Genomic DNA, 24181 nt, shown 5'->3' on the forward strand with positions numbered 1-24181 from the left:
GACGAAAAATGCCCTATCCGGCCGCCAGCTTGCGGTTCACCGCCGCGATGATCGCCTCCAGCGAAGCGCCGACGATATTCTTGTTGATCGCCGCCCCGAAGACGCGCTCGCCGTCGATATCGATCTCCATGTAACAGATCGCCGCAGCGTCCGAGCCGCGTTGCAGCGAGTGCTCGGCATAGTCGATCACCGAGATCTTGCGGCCGAGATGTTTCGACAGCGCGTCGAGGAACCCGTCGATCGGGCCGGTGCCGCGCCCGTCGATGGTGATTTTCTCATTGCCGTCGACGATCACAGCCTTGACGGTCCGCATCGCGCCGTCCTCGCCTTCCGCCGCGCTCGAATGGCTGACGAAGCGCAGCCGCCGGTCGGGAATCTCGACATAAGTCGACAGGAATTCGCGGTGGATGCGCTCCGAGGTCAGTTCGCGCCCCTCGGCGTCGGTGATCTTCTGGATCACGTCGCGGAATTCGACCTGCAGGCTGCGCGGCAGGTGAAGCCCGTGATCGGCCTCCAGGATATAGGCGATGCCGCCCTTGCCCGATTGCGAGTTGATGCGGATGATCGCCTCATAGGTGCGCCCCACATCGGCCGGGTCGATGGGCAGGTACGGCACCTCCCACATTTCCTTCTTGTGCTCGCGCACCGCCTTCATGCCCTTGTTGATCGCGTCCTGGTGCGAGCCGGAAAACGCCGTGTAGACCAGTTCGCCGACATAAGGATGCCGCTCCGGGATCGCCAGCTGGTTGCAATGCTCGTAGACGTCGCGGATCTTGTTGATGTCGTGGATGTCCAGCTTCGGGTCCAGCCCCTGCGTGAACATGTTGAGCGCCAGCGTCACCAGATCGACATTGCCCGTGCGCTCGCCATTGCCGAACAGAGTGCCCTCGACACGGTCGGCGCCGGCCATCAGGCCCAGTTCGGTCGCCGCGATGCCCGTGCCGCGGTCATTGTGCGGATGCAGCGAGACGATCAGGTTCTCGCGATTGTCGAGATTGCGGCACATCCACTCGATCTGGTCGGCATGGATGTTCGGCGTGGACATCTCCACCGTCGCCGGCAGGTTGATGATCAGCTTGTTGTCCGGCGTCGGTTTCACGATCTCGGCGACCGCGTTGCAGATTTCCAACGCGACTTCCAGTTCCGTGCCGGTGAAGCTCTCCGGCGAATACTGGAAGCGATAGCCGCCGCCGGCTTTTTCGGCCATGTCCATGATCATCTTGGCCGCGTCAGTGGCGATCGTCTTGATCCCCGCCACGTCCTTGTTGAACACCACGCGGCGCTGCAATTCGGAGGTCGAATTGTAGAAATGGACGATCGGATTCCTCGTCCCCTCCAGCGCCTCGAACGTGCGCGTGATCAGCTCCGGCCGGCACTGCACCAGAACCTGCAGCGACACGTCGTCGGGGACATTGCCCTCCTCCACGCACCAGCGCGCGAAGTCGAAATCGGTTTGCGAGGCCGACGGGAAGCCGATCTCGATTTCCTTGAAACCCATTTCGAGCAGCATGCGGAACATGCGCGTCTTGCGCTCCGGCCCCATCGGGTCGATCAGCGCCTGATTGCCGTCGCGCAGATCGACCGAGCACCAGATCGGCGCTTTGTCGATGGACTTCGACGGCCATGTGCGGTCGGGCAGGTCGACCGGCGGATACGGGCGGTATTTGCGGGAGGCTTCCGGCATGCCGCGCACAATGGCGGCTTTGGCTTCGGCGTGAACAGTCATCGCTTTGTCTTCTCTTGTCCTGTTCGCGTCTCGCGCCGCGTTTGGTCGCGAAAAAGCGAGAGCGAAGCCCTCATGGGGCAATCATATCGGGATGTAAAGGTTTTGGAGAGGAGCTCAGCCGACAGGCCCACCCGGCCGCCGGGCGCCCCTCAAAGGACCCGGCAACCGCCGATAAGAAGGAGGGGAAGAACGCGCGGAAGCAGCCCGGCCGAGATGGCGGGTGCGATGCGGATATGGTCGCGCTGCGTGTTCATGGGGTAGAGAGATACAGCCGGGGGGATGCGGAGGTCAAGTAGGGAGGAGGATGGCGGGTTTCCGAATGGTCTGGCGGCAAGTCCGGCATTGCCCCACATCGGGTGCGGCGTCGCTTCCGGCCCAAAACAGACTTTTAGCTCAAGCGTAGCGGATGTCGCCTCCAGTCTTCCATTGCGGAATCCGCGAAGGTCATAAACCACTGCATCGATCGACAGGTCCACATTTCGAACTCAACGGAACCGTGACAACCAGGTTCCGTTTTGTATTCCTTGTCTCGTGGTTCACTTCAGCGCAACTCGTTTACGACAGCTTTGGCAATCGCGATGTCTTGCACCCCAACACCGGTCAGATCGACGAAGGTTATCTGGTCGGCAGAACAACGTCCCTTTGTTGGATCGGCGATAGCGGAGCCCAGCTCCAGCGGTTTGTCATCTGCAATGGACTTGGCTCTTCGGGCCTGAAACACTTCTCCTCTTGAATGACTTTGCTTCAGGCTGTCAGCTATCACAATATCAGCCATGGCAAGAACATCCGGCGCAACTTCGTTCTTCTCCGGCGTGTCGGAGCCCATTGCGGTGATATGCGTGCCGGGCCTTATCATCTCTGCTGTCAGGAGAGGGTGCTCCGAAGGCGTTGTGGTCACGATCAGACGGGCGTGTTTGCAAAGCTGATCCAACGACTGTGAGATCACGACCTCGAATCCCATTGCCGTGATATCCTCTGCGGCCTTTTTGGCCGAGTTTGCATCTCGCGCCCAGAGATACAGTCTCCGGCAGTCTGTGACACGGCGCAAGTAATCCGCCTGCATTCGGGCCTGCACCCCGCTGCCCACGATTCCGATATACTCCAGTCCGCGAGGTGCAAAATGTTGCGCGCAAACGGCACCGGCTGCCGCGGTGCGATGATTGGTCAGTTCTCCCTCCTCGAGGAGTACGCAGTCCACCATTCCGGTCTTCTGGCTAAACACCAGCATGCACCCGCCAAAAGGGGGCAAACCGATCCTCGGATTGTGAAAGAAGCCGGTCGCTACCTTGACCACAAAGACATCATCACCGCGGATCGCACCATATTTGATGTGCATCTCGCCGGCGTTTTCCGGAAAGAGAAGCTCCCCAACCGGGGGCACATCGACCTTTCCTTCGGAGTATGCAACGAAGCCATCGCCGATTTCTTTAACGATATCAATGTTCGGGAGGACCGCTTCGATCTCCGACAGGCTGTACACTCTCGTCATGTCTCTGCCCTCAGCAAGCGTCGTTGGTCTGCTTGGAAAGCTTAAATCTAGCGAACCGACCAAATGGGTCGCTGTGAAAATGCGACACCTTGGTTGCTGCCCAGGAAACTATCGATTGGATGATCTGCAGGTTTCCAATAATCACAGACCAACTCATGTCTTTGCGCTCTGAGGAACCCTGATATGGCTTTGCCTGTTCGATTGTTTTCCGGCCAGGTTTCGGATTTCGACCTCAAGCTCATCCGAACCTTTCGGGCTGTGGCGGAGTGCGGCGGTTACGCCTTGGCCGAGATCGAGCTCGGAACCACCAAGTCCGCGATCAGCAAGCAGATAGCAGATCTGGAACTTCGGCTGGGTGTCACGCTCTGTCACCGGGGGCGCTCCGGGTTCGCGCTGACCGATGAAGGGCAGTTTGTCTATGACAAGAGCACTGGCCTGCTCAGTGCGCTCGAGGGATTTCGATCCGATCTCAACGCCTTGCAGAAGACGCCAAGCGGGATTCTGCACATCGGCTGCATCGACTCTATCATAACAAGCCAGTGTTCGCCCCTCATTGGAGCGCTCTCCCGATTTGCGGAAGATTATCCGGATGTGGAGATCAGAATGCTCAACGCATCCGCGGCTGAGATCGATCAGGGCGTGTCAGTCAAACGCCTGCATATCGGTGTATCGACCAATCGAGGAAAGATCAGAGGGACGCAGTCACTCCCCTTGTTCACGGAACATGGCCATATCTATTGCGGCTCATCCCACCCATTGTTTGACGTGGCCGACACTGAGATTTCGCTGAAGCATCTGAGCAGCCAACGCTTTGCGCAGCATGTCTATTCCGAGGCCGAGTTGCGCGATGATGAAAAGATCGGTCTCACGCCCTCTGCCATTGGCCATTTTACCGAGAATATTGCCGCGCTCATTCTGACAGGCGGATTCATCGGCTTTCTTCCGGATCATTACGCGCGGAGCTGGGTTGACACGGGACAGATGCGGCCCTTGCTTGGCGATAGGATCAAGAAGACCACAGACATCCGAATTCTGTACCACATGGAGACAGCCGGCACGCCGCTGGTCTCGGCTTTCCTTCAAGCCGTTCGCGACAGCTCTTTCGAAAAAGATGTCGTGTCATCATAGTTTCGGAAGGTTTCCGGGCCGTCACCTCAGCTTTCCATTTTCGGCAATGCATTGCGTCGCTTTATCGTGGAAGCTGCAGCAAGGGGCACGCACAAGCGGGACCTCGCCCGCCATCCGGAGTTCCAAATGACGCTCGATACGGCCTTTCGACTTGGACCAGCATCAATTTTCCCGCCTGCCGACCGACATGTCTATCTTGATGCCGCCTCGGTTGGCCTGAGCCACAAGGGTGGCGCCGCCGCAATATCCGCCTGGCAGTACGCACTTGCAGAGGAAGGGACAATAGCCTTCGACGAACAGGCGGAAGTCGAGTGCCTGGACAATCTCAACGCGGCGACAGCGCGCCTGTTCAATGCGACAGTCGATGACATCGCGGTGGCCTCAAGCGAAACGGTGTTGATGCAGTCACTGGCCTGGGCGGTGATGCCCGAAGCCGGGAGCAAGATCATCGCCACCGACATCACGCATCCGTCGACCATTTACCCATGGATACGCGTTGCCGATCATACCGGTGCATCGGTGCATTGGGTGCGCGCTGATGAAACGCAGAGCATCGACCCCGATGCGTTGGAAGCTGCAATCGATGACGCGACCTCTGTCGTTTGTCTCAGCCAGGTCGAGTACGGCACGGGGCAGAAATACGATCTCAAACGATTTGCCGAGAAAGCGCACAGACATGGCGCGATCCTGGTTGTCGATGCCACGCAAGCCGCGGGTCAGGTTCCCGTCGACGCCGCAACGGGTGTCGATGCGGTTGCGACCTCCACCTACAAATGGCTGTGCGGCCCTTTTGGCACGGGCATGATGTATGTGTCGCCAAAGTTGCAAGAGCTCACGCCGGGCATTCTGGGTTGGCGCAGTCACAAGGACATGTGGGATTTTCAGGCAGACCGGCTCGAGTTGCCGGGCAATGCCAAACGCTATGAATTCGGGACCATGGCCTATGGGACGGCTTTCGGCGCGACAGAATCCATCCGCCATCTGCTTGAGACAGGGATCGACAAGGTCGTCGCACATAATCGCCGCATCTCGAAACACCTCATCGCCGGGCTGAATGCGTTGGGCGCTGAAGTGCTCGGGCCGAAATCCGACGCGGACCGCTCCGCGACCGTCGCTGCGCGCTTTCCAGGCAAGAACAGCCGCGATTTCGCCAAAACCCTGAAAGACGCCAATGTCATCGCGTCTTTGCGGCGCGATTTCATCCGTTTCTCACCGCATTACTACAACAACATCGACGATATTGATCGGGGATTATCCGCGATCGAGGCCGCGCTGTGATTATCGGCGCGGTTTGACCGATAGGAAAGCAAGACATGTCGGATCCACTTACCGTAGCGCCAAGATCAGGCTGCAAGACCTTCTGCCATTTTCCGCTGGAGCTCGACCTCGATGCGCTCCAGGCTGACGTCGCCATCCTGGGATTGCCCTACGGACGCCCTTACACGATGGAGGAAGTGACGAACGACCAGTCGAACGCACCAACCGCCGTCCGGCAGGTCTCCGACATTGCCTGCGAAGGTCTGGAACGTTGGGATTTCGATCTGGGCGGCACGCTTTTCGATGGTCAGGATATCCGTGTGATCGACTGCGGCGATGTCCCCGCCATCCCGCGAGATCTCGATGCGCACTATCTTCGCGCCGAGGCTGCAGTCCGCAAAATCCTGGCGGCCGGCGCTTTGCCAATCTCGATCGGAGGAGATCATGGCGTTCCGATCCCGGTATTCAGGGCCTTTGAAGATCACGGGCCTATACACGTGATACAGATCGACGCCCATCTCGATTGGCGCGATCACCTGAATGGCGAAACGGAAGGCTATTCAAGCCCGATGCGCCGGGCCTCGGAAATGCCGCACGTCGACCGGATTTTCCAGATTGGACTGCGCTGCCAGGGAAGCGCGCGCAAAGAGGAATTTGAGGCTGCACAAGCGTATGGCGCAGACCTGACGACAGCCCATGAGCTTCACGACAAAGGCATGGACGCAGTCCTTGCGCGGATACCGGATGGCGAACGGTATTATATCACAGTCGACGCAGACGGGATGGAGCCCGGGGTGATGCCGGGTGTCCTCGTGCCCGCACCCGGAGGCGTAACCTATACCCAGATGCACAAGCTCATCCATGGCCTGGTGAACAAAGGCAAAGTTGTCGGCATGGACATCGTCGAAATCACCCCGAGCAAGGATGTCAACGAAATCACATCCATTACGGCTGGCCGACTTATAACGAACCTGATCGGTGCATCAGTACGTGCCGGCTATTTCCGATCCCAAACCGCGTAGTCAATATCGCCGTTCATTCGCAATCCCTTGTTGCGCGCAGTTTGATGACGGGTTTTCGGAGAGGATCAATCGGCGGCAATCCGACTTTGCCTTTGAAGTTCCTCTTTCACTCCCCCGCCCGCACAGCGGGAATACTGACCTCGAAGCAGGTCAGGTCTTCGTCCGAGGTCACCTCGATATGTCCGCCATGGGCCGAGACGATCTCCGAGGTGATGAACAAGCCGAGCCCGAGACCCTGCGGGCTTGCGTGTTTTCCGCCCTTGAAGAACGGCCGGAACAGGTTTTCGCGGCTCACATCGGGTATCGGCGTGCCCTTGTTGCACACGGTGATCGTCAATTGGCCGTCCCGGTTGTCGGCATCGACCGTGATCGGCTCGTCATGCGCGCCATGCATCACGGCGTTGCCCAGGAGGTTCGACAGAACCTGCATCATCCGGGGGGCGTCGCAGTAGATTTCACCGTCGATGTCGGTCTCGACCTCTATCCGGGCGTCCTCGAACGCGACCTGTATCTCGTGGACGACCTCCGATATCCGCTTGCCGAGATCGTTGTGCGATCTGCGGTCGAGCCCGATCCCGTCGCCGAGGCGCACCCGCGCGAAATCCATCATGTTGGCGATCAGTTCCGACATGCGCGCGGTGCTGGTCTGCATGAGCCGCAGCGTCTCGCGCGCCCGCTCGCTCTGCTCCTCGCGCGACAGCAGCCGCACCCCCGCGATCAGCGAACCCAGCGGATTGCGCAGATCATGTCCGAGGACGGCGAGAAACTGTTCCCTGAGGCTCGCCTCTTCGCGCTGCTCGGCGATGATCCGCTCGCGTTCCTTTTCCTCGGTCTTGTCGCGCACCGTACAATAGAAGAAATCGCCTTCCGGAACCGCCACCCAGGAAAACCAGCGGAAAGAACCGTCCCTGGCACGATAGCGGTTCTCGAAGCGGAATACGGGCTTGCCCGACTTCACCTTCTCGAAGGCCGTCATGGAGCGATCGACGTCGTCCGGGTGCAGGAAGGTCAGATAGGGAACCCCGATCATCTCGGCTTCCGTCCAGCCGAGCGTCGCCTTCCAGGCCGGGTTCACCGCAGCGAAGCAGCCCTGGCGATCCAGGATACATAACGGATCGGGCGTGACCCTCCATGTTTGCGACGCTACGTGGCTTTCGTCCATTGCTCTTTCCCCTGGCAAGCAGGCCCCGTCAAAGCACAGTTCCCGACCGGTGTGTAGCTTTCCCGTTCGGACCAGCCGGCGGAACTTCCCGCGCAAAGAGGATACCCGCCCCGCCGGCGAAAGCGAAGCCGGCACCCGGTCGATGAAACCCTCACGGAATGCCGCGACATGACGCTGACGGTCGGGCGGCGAGACGCGCCCGGGCTCAAGGCCGGGGTCTGCGCATTACAGCCGAACCCTGATCCCGTGCGCCTTTTCGCCCTGCGGCTCGACATGGATGGCGATGGAAGCGCCCGGCACGAAATCGCGGATCGCATCCTCCAGCCGGTCGCAGATGTCATGCGCGTCGCCCACGCTCATCGTTTCCGGCACGACGAGGTGGAAATCGATAAAGGTCGCCGGGCCGGCGACGCGGGTGCGCAAATCGTGCACGTCGATCGAGCCTTCGGCGTTCGCCGCGATGATTTCCTTGATGCGCGCCTCGTCGGCGGGCTCCACCGCGCGATCCATCAGCGCATCGACCGAGGAGGCGATCACCTTCCAGCCCTGCCACATGATGTTGATCGCCACGGCAATCGCGAGCAACGGGTCGAGGATCGCATAGCCGGTGAGAAGCGCAAGGACGAGCCCGGCGAACACGCCGACCGAGGTGACCACGTCCGACAGGATGTGACGGCCGTCGGCAACCAGCGCCGGCGACCGCTTCTCCCGGCCCCTGCGGATCAGGAGAGTGGCCCAGCCGGCATTGATCGCCGAGGCCAGCATGTTGACGCCGAGGCCGAGCCCCGGCGTTTCCGGCAGCTGCGGTTCGCGAAGCGCCGGGATCGCCTGCTGGATGATCAGCAACGCGGCGATGGCGATCAGCACGCCTTCGACCACGGCCGAGAAATACTCCGCCTTGTGATGGCCGAACTGGTGGTCGGCGTCGGCAGGGCGCTGCGCATAGGACACCGCCACGAAGGCGATCACGGCGGCGATGACGTTGACGGTCGATTCCAGCCCGTCGGACAGAAGCGCCACCGACCCGGTGAGATACCAGGCGACGAGCTTCAGGCCCATCACGCCGACGGCGACGGCGATGGACCACGCCGCCAGCCGCTTCACGGCCGGATCGAACTGTATCATCGGCCCTACGCGCCCGCCGCCGTCAGGCAGCCGCGTCCCGTTTTCGTTTGTCCTTCGTGTCGACCAGATGCGCCACCACGTTCTCGATCATCCGCATGCCGGCATTCTGGCCGAGCGTCATGATCGATTCCGGATGGAACTGCACCGCCGCGACCGGTTCGGTTCGGTGCTCGATGCCCATCACCACGCCGTCATCCGTTTCCGCCGTGACGACGAATTCGTCCGGCAGCCGCGACGGATCGGCGAAGATCGAATGGTAGCGGCCGACCGTGACATTGCTTGGCAGGCCAGAGAAGACCTTGCCGGGATGGTTGACCCGAATGCGCGACGGCTTTCCGTGCATCGGCAGGTTCATCTGCCTGAGATTGCCGCCATAGGCCTCGGTCAGCGCCTGCAAGCCGAGACAAACGCCGAAGATCGGCAGGTCGCGATCGCGCGCCTTTCGGATCGTCGCCTTGCAGTCGAAATCCGACGGCATGCCCGGTCCGGGCGACAGCACCACGAGATCGGGCTTGTAGTCGTCGAAGGCCTTTTCGGGAACGGGCGAACGCACCGTGCGCACCTCCGCGCCGGTCTGCCGGAAGTAGTTCGCCAGCGTGTGGACGAAACTGTCCTCGTGATCGACCAGCAGGATCTTCACGCCGACGCCGACCTTCGCCGCCTCGCGCTTGGTCGATGCGGCGTTGCCCTTCTTGGCGTCGCGTATCGCCGCCAGCATCGCCGAGGCCTTCAGTTCGGTCTCGGCCTCCTCGTCTTCGGGCACGGAATCGAACAGCAGCGTCGCGCCTGCCCGCACCGAGGCGACACCATCGCGCACATGGATGGTCCGCAGCGTCAGGCCGGTGTTCATGTCGCCATCGAACTTCACGATGCCGATCGCCCCGCCATACCAGGCGCGCGGGCTCTTCTCGTTGTTCTCGATGAAGCGCATCGCCCACAGTTTCGGCGCGCCCGTCACGGTCACCGCCCACGCATGGGTCAGGAAGCCGTCAAAGGCATCCATCCCGTCGCGCAACCGTCCCTCGACATGATCGACCGTGTGGATCAGCCGGGAATACATCTCGATCTGGCGCCGCCCGATCACCCGCACCGTTCCGGGCTCGCAGACCCGCGACTTGTCGTTGCGATCGACGTCGGAACACATGGTCAGTTCCGACTCGTCCTTCTTGGAATTGAGCAGCTTGAGGATCTGCTCGGAATCGGAGATCGCATCCTCGCCGCGCTGGATGGTGCCGGAAATCGGGCAGGTCTCGATGCGTCGGCCGGTCACGCGAACGAACATTTCGGGCGACGCGCCGATCAGGAACTCGTTGCGCGCGAGATTCATGAAGAAGGAATAGGGCGCCGGATTGGTTTCCTTCAGCCGCCGCGCGATCGCCGACGGCGCGGACTCGCAACGCTCGTGGAAAATCTGGCCGGGCACGACCTCGAACAGGTCGCCGCGTGCGAAGCTCTCCTTGGCCTTCTCGACCAGCCGCGCATATTCGCCCGGTTCGTGATCGCCGCGCGGGGGGATGGTCTCCGACTTGGCGAAGGGCTGCGGCGCGACGGTTTCGTCGAGGCCTTCGGTCGAAATCTCGCCGTCGGAAAACTCGTACCGGTCGATCCACGCTTTCGCGGAGTGGTTGTCGACGACAAGGATTTCGTCGGGAAAGAAAAGCGCAAGGTCGCGCTGCGCGGTATCGCGATCGAGCTTCTGCTGGATCGGATCGAACTGGAAGGCGATGTCGTAGCCGAAGGCGCCGTAGAGCGCGAGATCGTTCTCGTCCGGGCTGTGGAAGTGATCGACGATGGCGCGCAACGCCGAAAACACGCTCGCCGCCCGCGTGCGGTCCTCTTCCATGACCACGGCCGCCGGTTCGGCGATCCGGACCTTCAGAACACCATCCGACGGCGTCAGTTCGGCGATGTGCTCGGCCCCTGTGAGCGCCTTCTCGATCATCGCCAGCAATGGCTTGCCACGCTCGCTCAGCGCCTCGATCGTCATCTCGCGCTGGTGCGAGGAGATCAGAACCGGCGGATTGACGATGGCCGTGTCCCAACGGGTATAGCGCCCCGGATACTCGTAATTGGAGGACAGGATCACACCCGGCTGGGTGTCCAGCATGTCCGTGTAGTCGGAGATCGCGGTCCGGTAATCGGCGTCGCGGCGATATCGCCTCACCGTCACGCCACCCCGCGTGACATAAGTCAGATCGGGTTCGGCTTTGGCCTTGTCGCGGTCCGACCGTTCAATTCCTGTCATTGTCCTGTCCTCTTATCCGCGCCAGACAGCAAAAAACCGCCAGCGCATTCTGCACTTGGCGGTTCCGATTTCTGACACGCAGCCGTGGACCAGCACCGCCTAGGAGCGGAGCCACCACCAGAGATTCTTCGTTGCGCTGCAGTTCGTCATGGCCGCAAACTAGTCCGGTGCGCTTGTCTGCGCAATGCATATTTTGCGCGGGTTTTCGTCGCAAGGGGAGCCTTTCGGCCACTGCCACGTTATCGCTGCATGACAGATCAGCCCACAGCCCGTTCCACCGCGCCTTTTCTTTCTGTTCTCCTTGCGAGCACCGTTTTGGGCGTATACCCCGCAACCGCTCAGGATCAGGGAAAATCCCACCTGTTCGATCCGGAGCCGATGAATTCGGTATCCGCCAACGAAGCGCCCGATCCGGGCGCCGAGGCCATATCCGCCGAAACGATCAACGCCGCGCAGTTTACCGGCGAAGCCCTTCCGGACGGGCAATCCGCGATCACCGCCAAGATACAGATTCTGCTTGATCGCGGCGGCGTATCGCCCGGCGTCATCGACGGCTATGCGGGCGAAAACGTCGACAGGGCCATCCGCGCCTTCGAGGAGATCAACGGGCTTCCGGTCGACGGCGTCATGGATCAGGACGTCTGGCAGGCGCTACAGGCCCACGGTGGAGAGGCCGTCAGTCCCTACCAGATAACCGTCGAAGATGTTTCGGGAATCGTGCCGCCCCTACCCGAGGATTACAGGGAATTGGCCAAGCTGGACTGGCTTGGCTACGAATCCGCGGCGGAACTGCTCGCCGAGCGTTTCCACATGGATATCGAGTTCCTGGAGACGCTCAATCCCGGCATCGATTTTGCCCAGCCCGGCACGACCATCCTGGCGGCCAATCCCGGCGCCAACGCGGAAACGGAAGTCGCGCGGATCGTCGCCAACAAGTCGCGCGAACGCCTGCAGGTCTACGATTCGACCGGGCGGCTGATGCTCTCCTATCCGGTGACGATCGGCAGCAGCGACACGCCTTCCCCCGCCGGAACGCACGAAGTGCTCGGCGTCGCCACCGATCCGACCTACTCCTACCGGCCTGACGAGAACTTCCAGCAGGGCGACAACAATGAGCAGCTGACGATTCCGCCCGGGCCAAACGGTCCCGTCGGCAGCACCTGGATCGACCTGTCGGAACCGACATATGGAATCCACGGAACGCCGGATCCCGCACTGATCGGCAAGACGGCCTCGCATGGCTGCTTGCGTCTGACGAACTGGGATGCCAACGAACTGGCAATGCTCGTCGCGAACGGAACACCTGTGGAATTTGTCGACTGATCCTCCATGCGCATTGTCTGGATAACGCTGCTCATTCCGTTCGTTCTCGCGGCAAGCGACGTGCCCGGCGTCGTGCCCCTGCCAGTGGAAAAACCGGAACAGACGGCGGCCGAAGATGCCCCTTCCCGCGAGAAGGCGGTCGATAAGAAGGATACCGCAAAAGAACAGACCGCGCCCGAACCGTCGGAGCCCGTCGATCCGCCGCCACCCGCGCCGGACGAAGCGGCACTGGCCGCCTGCGAAGCGCAATTGAAAGCCCTTGGAACCGTCTTCAAACGGCAGGACGCGGTGGACGGGCCTGGTATTTGCGGGCTCCCGGCGAGCTACTCGGTCGACGAGATCGTGCGCGGCATCTCGGTCGCGCCGACTACGCAGATGCGCTGCCGCACCGTCCTTGCCACCGCACGGTGGATCGACGAGGTGGTCATCCCCGCAGCCAAGGTTCTGGGCGACGATGTTCGGCTGACGGGTATCCGCCAGGCCTCGACCTATGTCTGCCGGACCCGCAACAGCCAGCCGGGCGCGAAGATCTCCGAACATGCGCGCGGCAACGCCGTCGATGTGCGCCAGTTCGAGTTCGATGGCCACGATCCGATGCCGATCCAGCCGCAACAGCGAAAAGGATCGCCCGAGGAAGCATTCCAGAAGGCCGTGCGCGCGGGCGCATGCCTGCACTTCACCACAGTCCTCGGCCCGGGGTCGGACGCGTTCCATGACGACCATCTGCATATGGATCTCGCCCAAAGGCGAAGTGGCTATCGGCTCTGTCAGTAATCCCGCGTTTTCGAGTTCTGCCCATCCGACGCGTTTGACGGGCGTCAACGCACTTTCACAATCGCGGTGTTAGCTGCCCGGCATACTCTTCTCCATATCAAGCGAGGGTGTGATCCAATGGATACGCAGGACGACAAGGGCACGAAGAAAACCTTCACCGAGGAAATCGAGATTGCCGGCGACCAGCTGATCGAAAAGATCAAGGCGATCGTCCAGGAAGGCAATGTCCGTCAGCTTCGCCTCAAGGCGTCGGATGGCGATATCGTTCTCGAAACGCCCCTCACGATCGGCGTCGTCGCCGGCGGCGTGATGGCGCTGGCCGCGCCGTGGCTTGCCGTTCTTGGCGTGATTGCCGCAATGGTGACGCATGTTACGGTCGAGGTGGTGCGCGAGATCGACGAGGACGAAGCGGACGACAAGCCGTCCGAATCCTGATCGCCTGCCATTCGGGCCGCGGCGCTCGGAGCGAGCAAGATGGAAAAAACGGAACACGACAAGGCGGGAGGCGTGGCGGTCGACGCTTCATCTCAACTGGCGCGCATCGAGGCGTGCCGCGACCTGCTCTACCAGCGCAAGCAGGAGATCGAGGCCGACTGCGCGGCGATCCTCGCCGACTGGGCGCCGGAAATCGGGCGCGAGTCCTTTCGCGCGGCTGCGGAAAACCTCGCTTTCTATCTCGCCGCCCGACAACGCGACCTCGTCGAGCTCCAGGCCGATTTGTCCGCCCTCGGGCTCTCTTCGCTCGGACGCTCCGAATCCCATCCCCGGCAGACGCTCGCCTCCGTCGCCGCCACGCTCGACGGCTTGACGGGACGACCCGCGCAATGGCCCACGCCGGAGGAACTGTCCGCCGGACTGGACCACATCACCCGCGACCAGAACCTGTTTTTCGGTGACTACCCCGGCGGACGCCACACCCGCATCATGGTGACGGTGCCCGAAGAGGGAGCCGACGACCCGGGCCTTGTCACCGAGCTGATCGAGGCCGGCGCGAGCTGCTTTCGCATCAATTGCGCCCATGACGGCCCGCGCGAATGGGGGCGGATGATCGCCAATATCCGTGAAACCGCGCAAAAGGCCGGACGAACCTGCCCGGTGATCATGGATATTGCGGGCCCGAAATGCCGGATCGAGACAATCGACATGGCAGGGCGCAAGCGTGTCTTCCGTGGCGACCGTTTTCACCTGCTGACCGCACCCGCCACATCGCACAACGATCTGCCCGCAATCACGATCAGTTTTCCGAACATCGTTTCGCGCATCCAGCCCGGCACGCTGATCTGGATCGACGACGGCAAGATCGGCGCGAAGGTCATTGAAACCGTCGACGACGGCGTCCTGCTCGAAGTGACCGTCGCACGCGACAAGGGCGAAAAGCTGAAACTGGAAAAAGGCGTGAACTTTCCGAGCCTCGATCTCGATCTTCCGCTGCTTTCGAAAAAGGATATCGGCGATATCGCGTTTGTGGCCGACCATGCCGATGTGGTCGGCTGTTCCTTCGTCCAGCGCCCGGAGGACATCCGCCTGCTCGTCGCGGAACTGAACAGGCATCGCGGCAACCGCCCGCCGCAGCCGCTGCTTCTCAAGGTCGAGACGGGGCTGGCCGTGCGCAACCTGCCGCGGCTGATCGTGCAGGCCGGCGCCAGCCAGCCGGTCGCGGTGATGATCGCGCGCGGCGACCTTGCGATGGAAATCGGCACCGAACGCCTGTCGGAGGTCCAGGAGGAAATCCTCTGGCTGTGCGAAGCGGCGCACGTGCCCTCGGTCTGGGCGACGCAGGTGCTCGAGACGTTGATCAAGACCGGAGCCCCCTCGCGTGCCGAAGTCACGGACGCGGCGATGGGCCAGCGCGCCGAATGCGTGATGCTGAACAAGGGTCCCTATGCCGCCGAGACGATCCGTTTTCTCGCCGGCATCCTGCGCCGCATGGGCCGACACCAGTTCAAAAAGACCGCGCGGCTCTCGGCGCTGACCTCATGGCATGGACCGCAGCCGCTGAACGACACATGAAAAAGGGGCGCCCGAACAGGCGCCCCTAAACGTAACTCCGATCCGAAACGCGATCAGAACAGGCCTTCGACATTGCCCTCGTCGTTGAGCCGGATCACCTCGGCGGCCGGTTTGCGCGGCAGGCCGGGCATGGTCATGATCTCACCGCAGATCGCGACAATGAAGCCGGCGCCCGCCGACAGCCGCACCTCGCGCACCGGCACGGAATGTCCGGTCGGCGCGCCGCGCAGGTTCGGGTCGGTCGAGAACGAGTATTGCGTCTTGGCCATGCAGACGGGCAGATGGCCATAGCCCTCGGCTTCCCATGTCTTCAGCTGGTCGCGCACCTTCTTGTCCGCGATGACCTGATCGGCATGGTAGATACGCTTGGCGACGGTCTCGATCTTCTGGAACAAGCCCATCTCGTCGGGATAGAGCGGCGAGAAGTTCGCCGCGCCGCTTTCGGCGAGCGACACGACCTTGTTCGCCAGTTCCTCGATGCCTTCGGATCCCTTCGCCCAGTGCTTGCACAGGATCGCTTCCGCGCCCTGCTGGGCAACGTAATCCTTCACCGCCTGGATTTCCGCTTCGGTGTCGGAGACGAAATGGTTGATCGCGACGACGACGGGAACGCCGAAGCCCTTGGTGTTGGCGATGTGGCGACCGAGATTGGGGCAACCTTTCTGGACAGCCTCGACATTCTCCTCGCCGAGATCGGCCTTCGCGACGCCGCCGTTCATCTTCATCGCGCGCACCGTCGCGACGATCACGGCGGCTGCCGGTTTCAGGCCGGCCTTGCGGCACTTGATGTCGAAGAACTTCTCGGCACCGAGATCTGCGCCGAAGCCGGCTTCGGTCACCACGTAATCGGCCAGTTTCAGCGCCGTCGTGGTCGCGATCACCGAGTTACAGCCATGCGCGATATTCGCGAAGGGGCCGCCATGGACGAAGGCCGGATTGTTTTCCAGCGTCTGCACGAGGTTCGGCTGCATCGCGTCCTTCAGCAGCACGGTCATCGCGCCGTCGGCCCCGATGTCCCGGCAATAGATCGGCGTGCGGTCGCGGCGATAGGCGACGACGATATCGCCGAGACGCTTCTGCAGGTCGGCCAGGTCCTTGGCGAGGCACAGGATCGCCATGACTTCCGAGGCGACCGTGATGTCGAACCCGGTCTGGCGCGGAAAGCCGTTGGCGACGCCGCCAAGCGAAACGACCGTATCGCGCAGAGCGCGGTCGTTCATGTCCATCACGCGGCGCCAGCTCACGCGGCGCTCGTCGATTGCCAGTTCGTTGCCCCAGTAGATGTGGTTGTCGATCATCGCCGACAGCAGGTTGTGGGCCGACGTGATGGCGTGGAAGTCACCCGTGAAGTGCAGGTTCATGTCCTCCATGGGCACGACCTGGGCGTAGCCGCCGCCGGCCGCGCCGCCCTTCATGCCGAAATTCGGACCGAGCGAGGCTTCGCGGATGCAGATCGCCGTCTTCTTGCCGATGCGGTTGAGGCCATCGCCAAGACCGACGGTGGTGGTCGTCTTGCCCTCGCCCGCGGGCGTCGGGTTGATGGCCGTAACGAGGATCAGCTTTCCGTCTTCGCGATCCTTCACGGAGGCGATGAAGTCGGCGGAGACCTTCGCCTTGTCATGGCCGTAGGGAAGCAGGTGTTCTGACGGGATGTCCAGCTTCGCCCCGATCTCCTGGATCGGTTTCTTGTCAGCGGCGCGGGCGATTTCGATGTCGGTCTTGAATTCGGCCATGGTGCTCTCCGATTGGTCCTCCCGGCAGGGGCAACACTGCCGCAGCGCGTGTATACACGCAGACGGGTAAGGCTACGCAATCGCAATTCAGCCGTTCATTGCGCGGTTTGCGACACGCGGCATGACGCAAGACCACTGGCGGCTTTTTCAGCGCCTGTCGGGCACGCCGACCAGAATGAAAGGCGCCCAATAGGCCGGATGCGTCCAAGCCGGATTTTCCGGCGCATCGAGCATCGAGAGAATGGCCTGGCGATGCGCCTCTGCGGCGCGCATTGGCGGCGCTTCGGCGCGCAACCTGAACAGGTCGGTCATCAGTTGCACGGCCGAGTGACTCTCCACCGGCCAATGACTGACCATCAGCGCACGCGCGCCGGCATAGAGGAAGGCCTGCGCAAGGCCGGACAATGGCTCCGCACCCGGTTTCGCGCCAAGCGCGGTGTTGCAGGCGGAAAGAACGACCCAATCCGCCGCGAGCCGCAATTGCGCAATCTCGGATGCGGTCAGAAATCCGTCCTCGCCCCCGCCCGCCGTCAGCGCCAGCGCCGGCTCCGCGAGCGGCGCGCGGTCGGTCCCGGCGATATCGCCCGCGACGAGCCCGTGGGTGGCGAAATAGAGGACGCGATAATCCTCCAGATCCATTGCCTTGAGTGCCGCCTCGCTCGCATCGGCACCGAGCCGGATGCCGTCCGACGCGTCGAGGGCGGAAACAACGGCGGCCGCCTCGTCGGCGGTCTCCGGCAGCGGCCGCAGCGCACCACGCAGCGCGGATGGCGCCGTATTGCCGGTACCGGCGAAGACCGGATCGGCAAAGGCAAGCACCGGCAGCGCCGGTTGCCGCACACTGCCCAGGCCGGCCGTCCGCAGCGCGGACGTCGATGGCAGGACCGTGATCGCGAAACGCCGCACCAGCCATTCGGGCTGCGCAGTGTCGTCGGCGGGCATGGAAGCGACGAGAAGACCTGGCGGGATCGCCGTCACCGGTCCGCGCAGATCGAAATAGACATGGCTCTTGCCGGCGAGGTCCTGCTCGGCCGGGCCGAGCAACGTCCGATAGAGCCAGTGCGCGGCGTCTAAGGGAAAGGCCGCCGGGTCAACCTTGTCTTTCTGGCGCGAGCGAGCCGCTCGGACGTTGAGTTCCAGGTTCACCGATGAACGAATGGCTTCGACGGCAGCCGCGATATTCGAAGGGGGCGTGTCGATCGAGTACCAGAAGCCGGAATCCCGCGTGAGAACCAGCGCCATGGGAATGCCGACCTGCGATCCGGTTTCCAGGATGACAAGCGCCTCATCCTCACCCAGCAGGGACTGGATTTCCGCCTTGGAAAGCGATGAATTGCCAGTTACGGCGGCAAGCGAGGGATACTCCGCATCCATGCGCTGCCTGATCGCGTTCCGGCTTTCCTCCAGCTGCTTGAGGCGTTCCCGCAACGCTGTTTCGGCAAGACGATCGCGTTCATTCGCAGGCACCGACAGGGCGGCAGCCAGGGTCTTGCGGACGAGCGAAATCGCGGTCTCCGCATCCGAGACGTCTCGCAGCACAGACGCCGCCTCTCCGGTTCCCGCGGCAAGGCGGCGGTTGAGCAAAGCCTGCGCCCGCGCGGCGCCTTTCAAATGGGCGACCTGCAAATAGTCCAGCACACCTTCGCCGGCGCGCGCGCTGTCCCAGACGCCGTCGCGCGCCGCAAGCGCCAGCGCGTAAAGATAGAAATCGCCGCGTGGAAGCGCATCGTTTTCAAGCGTCCGCCCGAATACGTCCAGCGATTCCTCCAGCCTGCCGGTTTTTGCGAGGAACATACCGAGAAGGTCCCGTGCCTCCAGCAAAAACCGCTCCTGCGGACTGCGATCGACGGCATAAATCGCCTCGACTTCGCGCAGCAACGCGATGCCCCTCTCGGCGCGAACCGGATCTCCTCCATTGCCGAAATCGGCAAGCGCCATGAATTTCGCAAAATCGGCCCAATGCGAACTGTCCCGCCCATAGACGTCCTCGATACGGGACAGATACGGAGCGACGAGGTCTTCGAGCAGGTCGAGGCGTTCCAGGTACCAAAGCGCTCGTGCCTTCGTCGCCACCGCCGTGAGGACGTCGGGCGCCATATCCGGATGCTTCAACACGCTATAAAGATCGAGATAGACGGCGATCGCGTCATTCAGTGGGCCGAGCGCCTCTTCGGGTTTTCCCGAATCGTTCAGGAGAACGCCAAATTCGCTGAGCGCCGTCGCATGGATCTGCCGCTGCCAATTGCCGGGCGACCGGGCCGTCGCCTCTATAATCCGCGTGAAGTGGGTCCGCGATGTCTCGAACTGCCCTAGGAATTGCGCAGCCCGCGCCATTTGAAGCCGGATGGCCAGCGCTGCGAAATGGTCCATGCCGAACCTTTTCTCGGCCTCCACCAGCATGTCGGCGCCGAGCGACTGTGCCTCTTCCGCATGTCCGGACTGAACCGTCGCCTGAACGAGCAGGTTGAAGATCCGCCAAAGCAGGAGGTCGTCGGGATCAAGCTGCCGGTTGGCACGCGGCGCAATGCTCCGCGCCATTTGAAGTGCCTCTTCGAACCGGCTCTGGCGGATCGTCGCATCGGCAATCAGCCATTCGACTTCCAGCGCCTGCGCGGAATCGCGCCCGAAGCTCTCCACGACCATCGTATGGAGTTGCCGAGCCGTAAGCTCGACCTGGCGATGGTCGCCAAAACCGACCTGCATCGCGAGCAGCGAATCCGCGACTTCGCGAAACTCGGCCTCGGTCAGGCGATCATCGGAACCAGCCGGCACGGCCGGCTCCTGCCCGAATGCCGGCGTACCCCAGAGGGCCAGCCCGGCAAAGAGCAAAAGCCACCGGGCGGCACGACCGAAACCCACCCGACCCTACCGGTCGAGAATGTCGCGCATCTCGACCAGGTTGGAGCGCACGCGCAACAGGTAGAAGCCCATCGTCGCCAGATGCGACGGCATGATCCAGCTCGATTCATTGCCGTTCGAGATGATGAAGGGATGCATGTCGAGCGAGGCGTGCAACTGGTCCTCGGTGCGATCCCAGACAGCGCTCAAACGGCGGTCGTCATAGACGCCCCTGAAATCGGCCTGGGTGGCCTCCAGGACCCCGTAATAGGCATAAAGCTGCCCGTAAGTGAACCAGAACCGGTCGTCGGCGCGCGGGTCGAACCAGCCGAGATTGCTCGCCTCCATTTGCTGGCGCAGGATATCCGAAGTCGAACCGATATCGCCGGTGATCCGGTCGAGAAACTGCATCAGATTGTCGGTGCGTCCGTCGAACTGGCCTTCGCAATTCGAAAGTTCGGTGTTGAACCCGTCGAGCGCCCGCATCGCTTCGCGCTGACGTTCCGCTGTCGTCGGCTGCACGAAGGGCGGTGTGAAGGTCAGCCACCAGGCGTCGTCGATATAGGCCATCGCCTGGCGGGCATCCTGCAGGTTCTGGTTGATCTGCGACGTACCGCGAACGCGGCCCAGGCGGTCGACAAGTTCGACGGTCGTGCGCCGGACGACCTGGTTCACGCCCAACTGGAACGCAGCCTTGTTGTCGAGGAACGGCGTGTTCTTCCACTCGATGCCGAAGAGTCCCGCCTTCGACAACGGATGCTGCGGCACCCAGTAATTCTCGTTGACGTTGAAGTCGATCAGGTCGCGCGTCACCTGGACGATCGCCGAAGGCGCGCATTGCGTCGACGAGCCTTCGGGCATCGGCTCGCCCGGCGTCACGGTCGCATTGGCGAGATCGTACCGGGCGACATAGTCCGGATTCCAGTTCACCCAGCGCTCGGCAATCCAGATGAAGTGTCCATAACCGACCACGATGGCGATCAGGATCAGGAAAACCGGGATCTTCACGAACCAGCCGCGCCCGCGCAGCCAGTTCCTGAACGCGATGAAGGGCCATAGCAGCCACGCCACGAAATGCCCGATCCCGCGACCGATCATTTCGAAAAGGCGGGTGAAAAAGGCGATGATCGGATCGAGCATGGCTACCCCTCAGGAAGGTCAGAGACCGTAGAGCCGCTTCCTGAAAGCGGCCTTGTCGGTCAAATAGGTGTTCTTCAGGGTCTCCACAACGTGCTGGCGGAAAGCGTCGTCATAGCCCGTGTAGTCAGCGTAGAAGCCCTGCTTGTTGAAAACATAACGCGAAACGAAATCGTCGGGGACGAATTCTGTGATCAGCCGGTTCACCAGCCAGGCGTCCTTGTGCTCCGGACGTGCCCGCGCCAGCAAAAAGCGGAACCGATCGGGAATGCGCCCGATATCGACCCGGCCCGTCTGGGCGATCTCGCGCTTGATCGCGTTGAGGAACGGATAGGTCCCCTCCTCATTGATCAGTCCGGCATTGCGATGCATCCAGGTCTGAAGCCAGACTGCGTCCATTCCGGAGTAGTCCGCGTCGGGATCGGATTTCCGCAACAGCGCCCGGATCGCCATCTCGGCACGGTGTTCGAGCAGGCCCGAGGTCTCCAGCCACGAGGCGCGCGGCGGGTCGAGACGCCCGGTCTCGGCGAGAAACCGGAAGATGCGCGCCTGATCGCGGATCGACAGATAGCTGACCTGCCACGGCCGCGATCGCCGGAAACCGGGCGCGTCGGGATCGCAGATCACCGTGGTCATCTTCTCGTCGTTGAAGATGTAGCAACCGCCGAAATGGCTGGTCCAGAACGCGTCGTGGCGGAACACGACCTGGTCGGGCACCAGCCTGTTCTCGCGGATATCGCCGGCAACCTTGGCAAGATCGACCATGCGCTCCAGCATGGCGTCGTCGCGCCAGGCCTCCGGCTCGGTCTTCAGACGGTCGACCAGCGACCGCAGGGTCGCGGCCTTGCCGAGCACGTCGTCGGCCGACAGCACCTTGAATTCCACCTGCTCGATGGACAGCAGGTCCTCGACGTCCCGGACCGTGGACACGTTGTCCTCGATCTCGCCATAGATCACGTCCTTGATCGTCAGGGCCTGGATCGCGCGCGAGTTGGAATTGTAGAACTCGTAGACGAGCGCTTCGGTATTCGAAAAACAGGTGTGAACCACCGGCAGGGTCGACTGCGCCGGCGTGAGGATGATGAAGCGGCGATTGACGCCGTTCGGGTCGAGATAGTTCGGATCATCGAGTTCATCGGCGATCTGCGGCGAGAAGCCGGTCTTGTCGATGTCGAACCGCTCCAGCACCGTTGCCGGCAGACCGAACGCCTTCAGCGCCTTGTTGTAGCGCTCGACCAGATGCGGCTGCGTCACCGTCAGCAGCCGCCCGTAGATCAGTTCGTTGTCGTAAAGGCGTTTCATGCGCCGTTCCACAGCCCCTTCGACTTCAGGTCGGCGATTTCGCGAGCGGCGCGTTCGCGCAGCCGCTCGTTGCGGATCATCGTCTCGACGGCGGCCGCGTCGGACTTGTCGGTGTAGCGGAACTCGGAGTCGGCGTAGCGATTGATCTCCTGCATCACCATCGACATCGTGAACGGTCCGCGCAGTTCCTCGATCATCGCTTTCTTGTCGTCGTAGGACTTGTGCAGGAAGACTTCGGGCGTTTCGAACCACTCGTCGGGGAGGTCGATATCCATCGCCCGCATCTTGATCGCATCGGTGATGTTCTTGATCGCACGGCCGGTGAAACGCGGCTCCGCCATCTTGATGCGATGCAGATAATCGCCGACATCGGCCATGGTTTTCGGTTCGCCGCGTTCTTCCAGGAAGCGCTCATAGACCGCGAGCAACCCGTCCTCCTTCGGCCTGTCATGGCCTTCATAGGCGGCCGCAACCGCCTTCTTGATGACCTGCGCCGCGTAGAGATCGTGATCGCCAAGCGGGATCGCGTGGTTCTTGCCCGCCAGCAGCACGAAGATATCGACATAGTCGTCCTCGGTCTGCGGTCCATCGACCAGCCAGCGCGCGCCCGCCCGCTGACGCAAGGCGTCATCGACATTTTCGGGATAGTTGGAAAACATGCCGAAGGAGCAGTTGCCGCGCACGACGGTGGTGGCGCCGGCGAAGCTCTCCATCAGGACGGCGGTCACCTCGTGCTGGCCGGCGGATGCCCGGTCGTCGGACCGCTTCGCCGCCACCTGGTCGATATCGTCGACCGTGCCGAAGCCGATCGCCTTCGGGTTGACGATCGTGTTGACGAACTCCTTGCAGTTCTGGCCCGACTTGCCCTGGTAGGAAGAGATCTGGTCGACGCCGAAATTCTCGTAGTGGAACGGATAACCGGCGATCGTGCAGTAGTCGTTGATCATCCCGGCGATCATCTGGATCAGGATCGTCTTGCCGGTGCCCGGCGCGCCATCGCCGATGAAAGTGAACAGGAAGCCGCCGAGTTCCACGAAGGGATTGAGCTGTCTGTCGAAATCATAGGCGACCAGCATTTTGGCCAGCTTCGTCGCCTGGTATTTGGCGATGTGGTTGCCGATGATCTCGTTCGGCTTCTTGAATTGCATCACCAGCGGCTTGCGGCGCTGGCCCGGCGCGACATCGAACCCGTCGAGCGTGAAATCGTCCGCCTCGATGCGGATATGGCTGTCCTCGAAAGAGCCAAGCCCGGTGAACCGCCCGCGCCGGCCGAGCAGCCCGTCGACGGCGACCCGCGCGAACGCCTTGGCCCGCTGCAGCATGACGGTTTCGTCCGCCGCGCCTTCGATCGATTTCGCCAGTCCCGCGACCATCGATTTCAGCGCGTCCTGCGCGGTGTCGAACAGGAATTCCGGCTCGTCCGGATCGTTGACCGGCTCCGTGCCGCCATCGAGCATCTGCAGCAGATAGGCGGCGAGCGTGAAGGCGGAGACATAGGCGGCCGCGTTGACCAGCGTCTTGAAGCGTACCGCCTCGTCGCCCTGCAGCGGCGCGGACAGGTTGCGCGCCTGAAGGCTCTCAAGGTCGGTCTGGCGGGCGAAAACATCGGCGACAGCCAGCGCCACCGCGATGCCGCGCCGGGTTCGGTAGAGAAGATTGTGCTGCACCGGGGTGAGCATCTGGTCGTCCGGCCGCACGGCCGCGATCTGGCGCGTCAGTTCGACTTCGCGCGTGCGCTTCATGCCGCCGGTCGAAACGGTGGAAACGAAGCGTCGCCCGGTGCCGGCCAGCGCCGTGTCGGACTTTCCGCCGGTATCCTCCATCACGATGATGCGCGTGACGAAAGACTGCGCCGTGGCGCGGTGTTTCGCGATGTCGTCCTCGTCGATGCGGGTCAGCCCGATATCCAT

At 62.3% G+C, this 24181-nt stretch carries 17 protein-coding genes; 7 read left to right on the forward strand and 10 right to left on the reverse strand.

Annotated features, from left to right (window positions below):
* Nucleotides 1-13: 13 nt before the first annotated feature.
* Together leuA and LC343_RS04290 are read right to left on the reverse strand one after the other, a co-directional pair.
* On the reverse strand, nucleotides 14-1726 hold the full coding sequence (leuA, locus tag LC343_RS04285) for a 2-isopropylmalate synthase (RefSeq protein ID WP_223475845.1): 1713 nt from the start codon (nucleotides 1724-1726) through the stop codon (nucleotides 14-16).
* Nucleotides 1727-2267: 541 nt separating this feature from the next.
* Complete coding sequence (locus tag LC343_RS04290) at nucleotides 2268-3215, reverse strand: Rossmann-fold NAD(P)-binding domain-containing protein (protein WP_223475846.1); 948 nt, start codon at nucleotides 3213-3215, stop codon at nucleotides 2268-2270.
* A gap of 183 nt (nucleotides 3216-3398) precedes the next feature.
* On the opposite strand from LC343_RS04290, the gene LC343_RS04295 reads away from it, so the two are divergent.
* The 3 genes from LC343_RS04295 (at nucleotide 3399) to LC343_RS04305 (ending at nucleotide 6622) form a co-directional block, all read left to right on the forward strand.
* Nucleotides 3399-4343 (forward strand): LysR family transcriptional regulator, encoded by a 945-nt coding sequence (locus LC343_RS04295; protein ID WP_223475847.1) that lies wholly within the window; start codon nucleotides 3399-3401, stop codon nucleotides 4341-4343.
* Between the two features lie 126 nt (nucleotides 4344-4469).
* Nucleotides 4470-5621, forward strand: a complete 1152-nt coding sequence (locus tag LC343_RS04300; RefSeq protein WP_223475848.1) for an aminotransferase class V-fold PLP-dependent enzyme — start codon at nucleotides 4470-4472, stop codon at nucleotides 5619-5621.
* 35 nt (nucleotides 5622-5656) lie between these two features.
* Complete coding sequence (locus LC343_RS04305; RefSeq protein ID WP_223475849.1) at nucleotides 5657-6622, forward strand: agmatinase; 966 nt, start codon at nucleotides 5657-5659, stop codon at nucleotides 6620-6622.
* 106 nt (nucleotides 6623-6728) lie between these two features.
* Here the strand turns inward: LC343_RS04305 and LC343_RS04310 are convergent, their stop codons facing one another.
* From LC343_RS04310 to LC343_RS04320, 3 genes are all read right to left on the reverse strand, one after another.
* Nucleotides 6729-7784: a PAS domain-containing sensor histidine kinase gene (locus LC343_RS04310; RefSeq protein WP_223475850.1), complete on the reverse strand. Its 1056-nt coding sequence runs from the start codon at nucleotides 7782-7784 to the stop codon at nucleotides 6729-6731.
* 225 nt (nucleotides 7785-8009) lie between these two features.
* Nucleotides 8010-8909: a cation diffusion facilitator family transporter gene (locus tag LC343_RS04315; protein ID WP_223475851.1), complete on the reverse strand. Its 900-nt coding sequence runs from the start codon at nucleotides 8907-8909 to the stop codon at nucleotides 8010-8012.
* Nucleotides 8910-8931: 22 nt separating this feature from the next.
* On the reverse strand, nucleotides 8932-11154 hold the full coding sequence (locus LC343_RS04320; protein WP_223475852.1) for an anthranilate synthase: 2223 nt from the start codon (nucleotides 11152-11154) through the stop codon (nucleotides 8932-8934).
* A gap of 378 nt (nucleotides 11155-11532) precedes the next feature.
* Here LC343_RS04320 and LC343_RS04325 point away from each other — a divergent pair, with 378 nt between their 5' ends.
* The 4 genes from LC343_RS04325 (at nucleotide 11533) to LC343_RS04340 (ending at nucleotide 15261) form a co-directional block, all read left to right on the forward strand.
* Nucleotides 11533-12477: a L,D-transpeptidase family protein gene (locus LC343_RS04325; RefSeq protein WP_223475853.1), complete on the forward strand. Its 945-nt coding sequence runs from the start codon at nucleotides 11533-11535 to the stop codon at nucleotides 12475-12477.
* Between the two features lie 6 nt (nucleotides 12478-12483).
* Nucleotides 12484-13251: an extensin-like domain-containing protein gene (locus LC343_RS04330; protein ID WP_223475854.1), complete on the forward strand. Its 768-nt coding sequence runs from the start codon at nucleotides 12484-12486 to the stop codon at nucleotides 13249-13251.
* A gap of 117 nt (nucleotides 13252-13368) precedes the next feature.
* Nucleotides 13369-13686 (forward strand): DUF4342 domain-containing protein, encoded by a 318-nt coding sequence (locus LC343_RS04335; protein ID WP_223475855.1) that lies wholly within the window; start codon nucleotides 13369-13371, stop codon nucleotides 13684-13686.
* Nucleotides 13687-13725: 39 nt separating this feature from the next.
* Nucleotides 13726-15261: a pyruvate kinase gene (locus LC343_RS04340; RefSeq protein ID WP_223475856.1), complete on the forward strand. Its 1536-nt coding sequence runs from the start codon at nucleotides 13726-13728 to the stop codon at nucleotides 15259-15261.
* A 53-nt stretch (nucleotides 15262-15314) separates the two neighbouring features.
* Here the strand turns inward: LC343_RS04340 and LC343_RS04345 are convergent, their stop codons facing one another.
* The 5 genes from LC343_RS04345 to LC343_RS04365 form a co-directional block, all read right to left on the reverse strand.
* Nucleotides 15315-16994, reverse strand: a complete 1680-nt coding sequence (locus LC343_RS04345; protein ID WP_223475857.1) for a formate--tetrahydrofolate ligase — start codon at nucleotides 16992-16994, stop codon at nucleotides 15315-15317.
* A gap of 147 nt (nucleotides 16995-17141) precedes the next feature.
* Nucleotides 17142-19766, reverse strand: coding sequence for a CHAT domain-containing tetratricopeptide repeat protein (locus LC343_RS25220; protein ID WP_223475858.1), 2625 nt, complete (start codon nucleotides 19764-19766; stop codon nucleotides 17142-17144).
* Nucleotides 19767-19859: 93 nt separating this feature from the next.
* On the reverse strand, nucleotides 19860-20972 hold the full coding sequence (locus LC343_RS04355) for a DUF2333 family protein (RefSeq protein ID WP_223475859.1): 1113 nt from the start codon (nucleotides 20970-20972) through the stop codon (nucleotides 19860-19862).
* A gap of 18 nt (nucleotides 20973-20990) precedes the next feature.
* Nucleotides 20991-22271, reverse strand: coding sequence for a DUF6638 family protein (locus LC343_RS04360; protein ID WP_223475860.1), 1281 nt, complete (start codon nucleotides 22269-22271; stop codon nucleotides 20991-20993).
* A complete protein-coding gene (locus LC343_RS04365) occupies nucleotides 22268-24181 on the reverse strand; it encodes an AAA family ATPase (RefSeq protein WP_223475861.1) in 1914 nt (637 codons plus the stop codon). Before LC343_RS04365 ends, LC343_RS04360 begins: the two co-directional genes overlap by 4 nt.

The organism is Oricola indica (assembly GCF_019966595.1).
In the GTDB taxonomy this organism is placed as follows: domain Bacteria; phylum Pseudomonadota; class Alphaproteobacteria; order Rhizobiales; family Rhizobiaceae; genus Oricola; species Oricola indica.

Excerpts from the sequence above, each read along its gene's own strand:
- leuA (WP_223475845.1), bottom strand. The coding sequence starts at position 1,726 with ATGACTGTTCACGCCGAAGCCAAAGCCGCCATTGTGCGCGGCATGCCG.
- LC343_RS04290 (WP_223475846.1), bottom strand. The coding sequence starts at position 3,215 with ATGACGAGAGTGTACAGCCTGTCGGAGATCGAAGCGGTCCTCCCGAAC.
- LC343_RS04295 (WP_223475847.1), top strand. The coding sequence starts at position 3,399 with ATGGCTTTGCCTGTTCGATTGTTTTCCGGCCAGGTTTCGGATTTCGAC.
- LC343_RS04300 (WP_223475848.1), top strand. The coding sequence starts at position 4,470 with ATGACGCTCGATACGGCCTTTCGACTTGGACCAGCATCAATTTTCCCG.
- LC343_RS04305 (WP_223475849.1), top strand. The coding sequence starts at position 5,657 with ATGTCGGATCCACTTACCGTAGCGCCAAGATCAGGCTGCAAGACCTTC.
- LC343_RS04310 (WP_223475850.1), bottom strand. The coding sequence starts at position 7,784 with ATGGACGAAAGCCACGTAGCGTCGCAAACATGGAGGGTCACGCCCGAT.
- LC343_RS04315 (WP_223475851.1), bottom strand. The coding sequence starts at position 8,909 with ATGATACAGTTCGATCCGGCCGTGAAGCGGCTGGCGGCGTGGTCCATC.
- LC343_RS04320 (WP_223475852.1), bottom strand. The coding sequence starts at position 11,154 with ATGACAGGAATTGAACGGTCGGACCGCGACAAGGCCAAAGCCGAACCC.
- LC343_RS04325 (WP_223475853.1), top strand. The coding sequence starts at position 11,533 with ATGAATTCGGTATCCGCCAACGAAGCGCCCGATCCGGGCGCCGAGGCC.
- LC343_RS04330 (WP_223475854.1), top strand. The coding sequence starts at position 12,484 with ATGCGCATTGTCTGGATAACGCTGCTCATTCCGTTCGTTCTCGCGGCA.
- LC343_RS04335 (WP_223475855.1), top strand. The coding sequence starts at position 13,369 with ATGGATACGCAGGACGACAAGGGCACGAAGAAAACCTTCACCGAGGAA.
- LC343_RS04340 (WP_223475856.1), top strand. The coding sequence starts at position 13,726 with ATGGAAAAAACGGAACACGACAAGGCGGGAGGCGTGGCGGTCGACGCT.
- LC343_RS04345 (WP_223475857.1), bottom strand. The coding sequence starts at position 16,994 with ATGGCCGAATTCAAGACCGACATCGAAATCGCCCGCGCCGCTGACAAG.
- LC343_RS04355 (WP_223475859.1), bottom strand. The coding sequence starts at position 20,972 with ATGCTCGATCCGATCATCGCCTTTTTCACCCGCCTTTTCGAAATGATC.
- LC343_RS04360 (WP_223475860.1), bottom strand. The coding sequence starts at position 22,271 with ATGAAACGCCTTTACGACAACGAACTGATCTACGGGCGGCTGCTGACG.
- LC343_RS04365 (WP_223475861.1), bottom strand. The coding sequence starts at position 24,181 with ATGGATATCGGGCTGACCCGCATCGACGAGGACGACATCGCGAAACAC.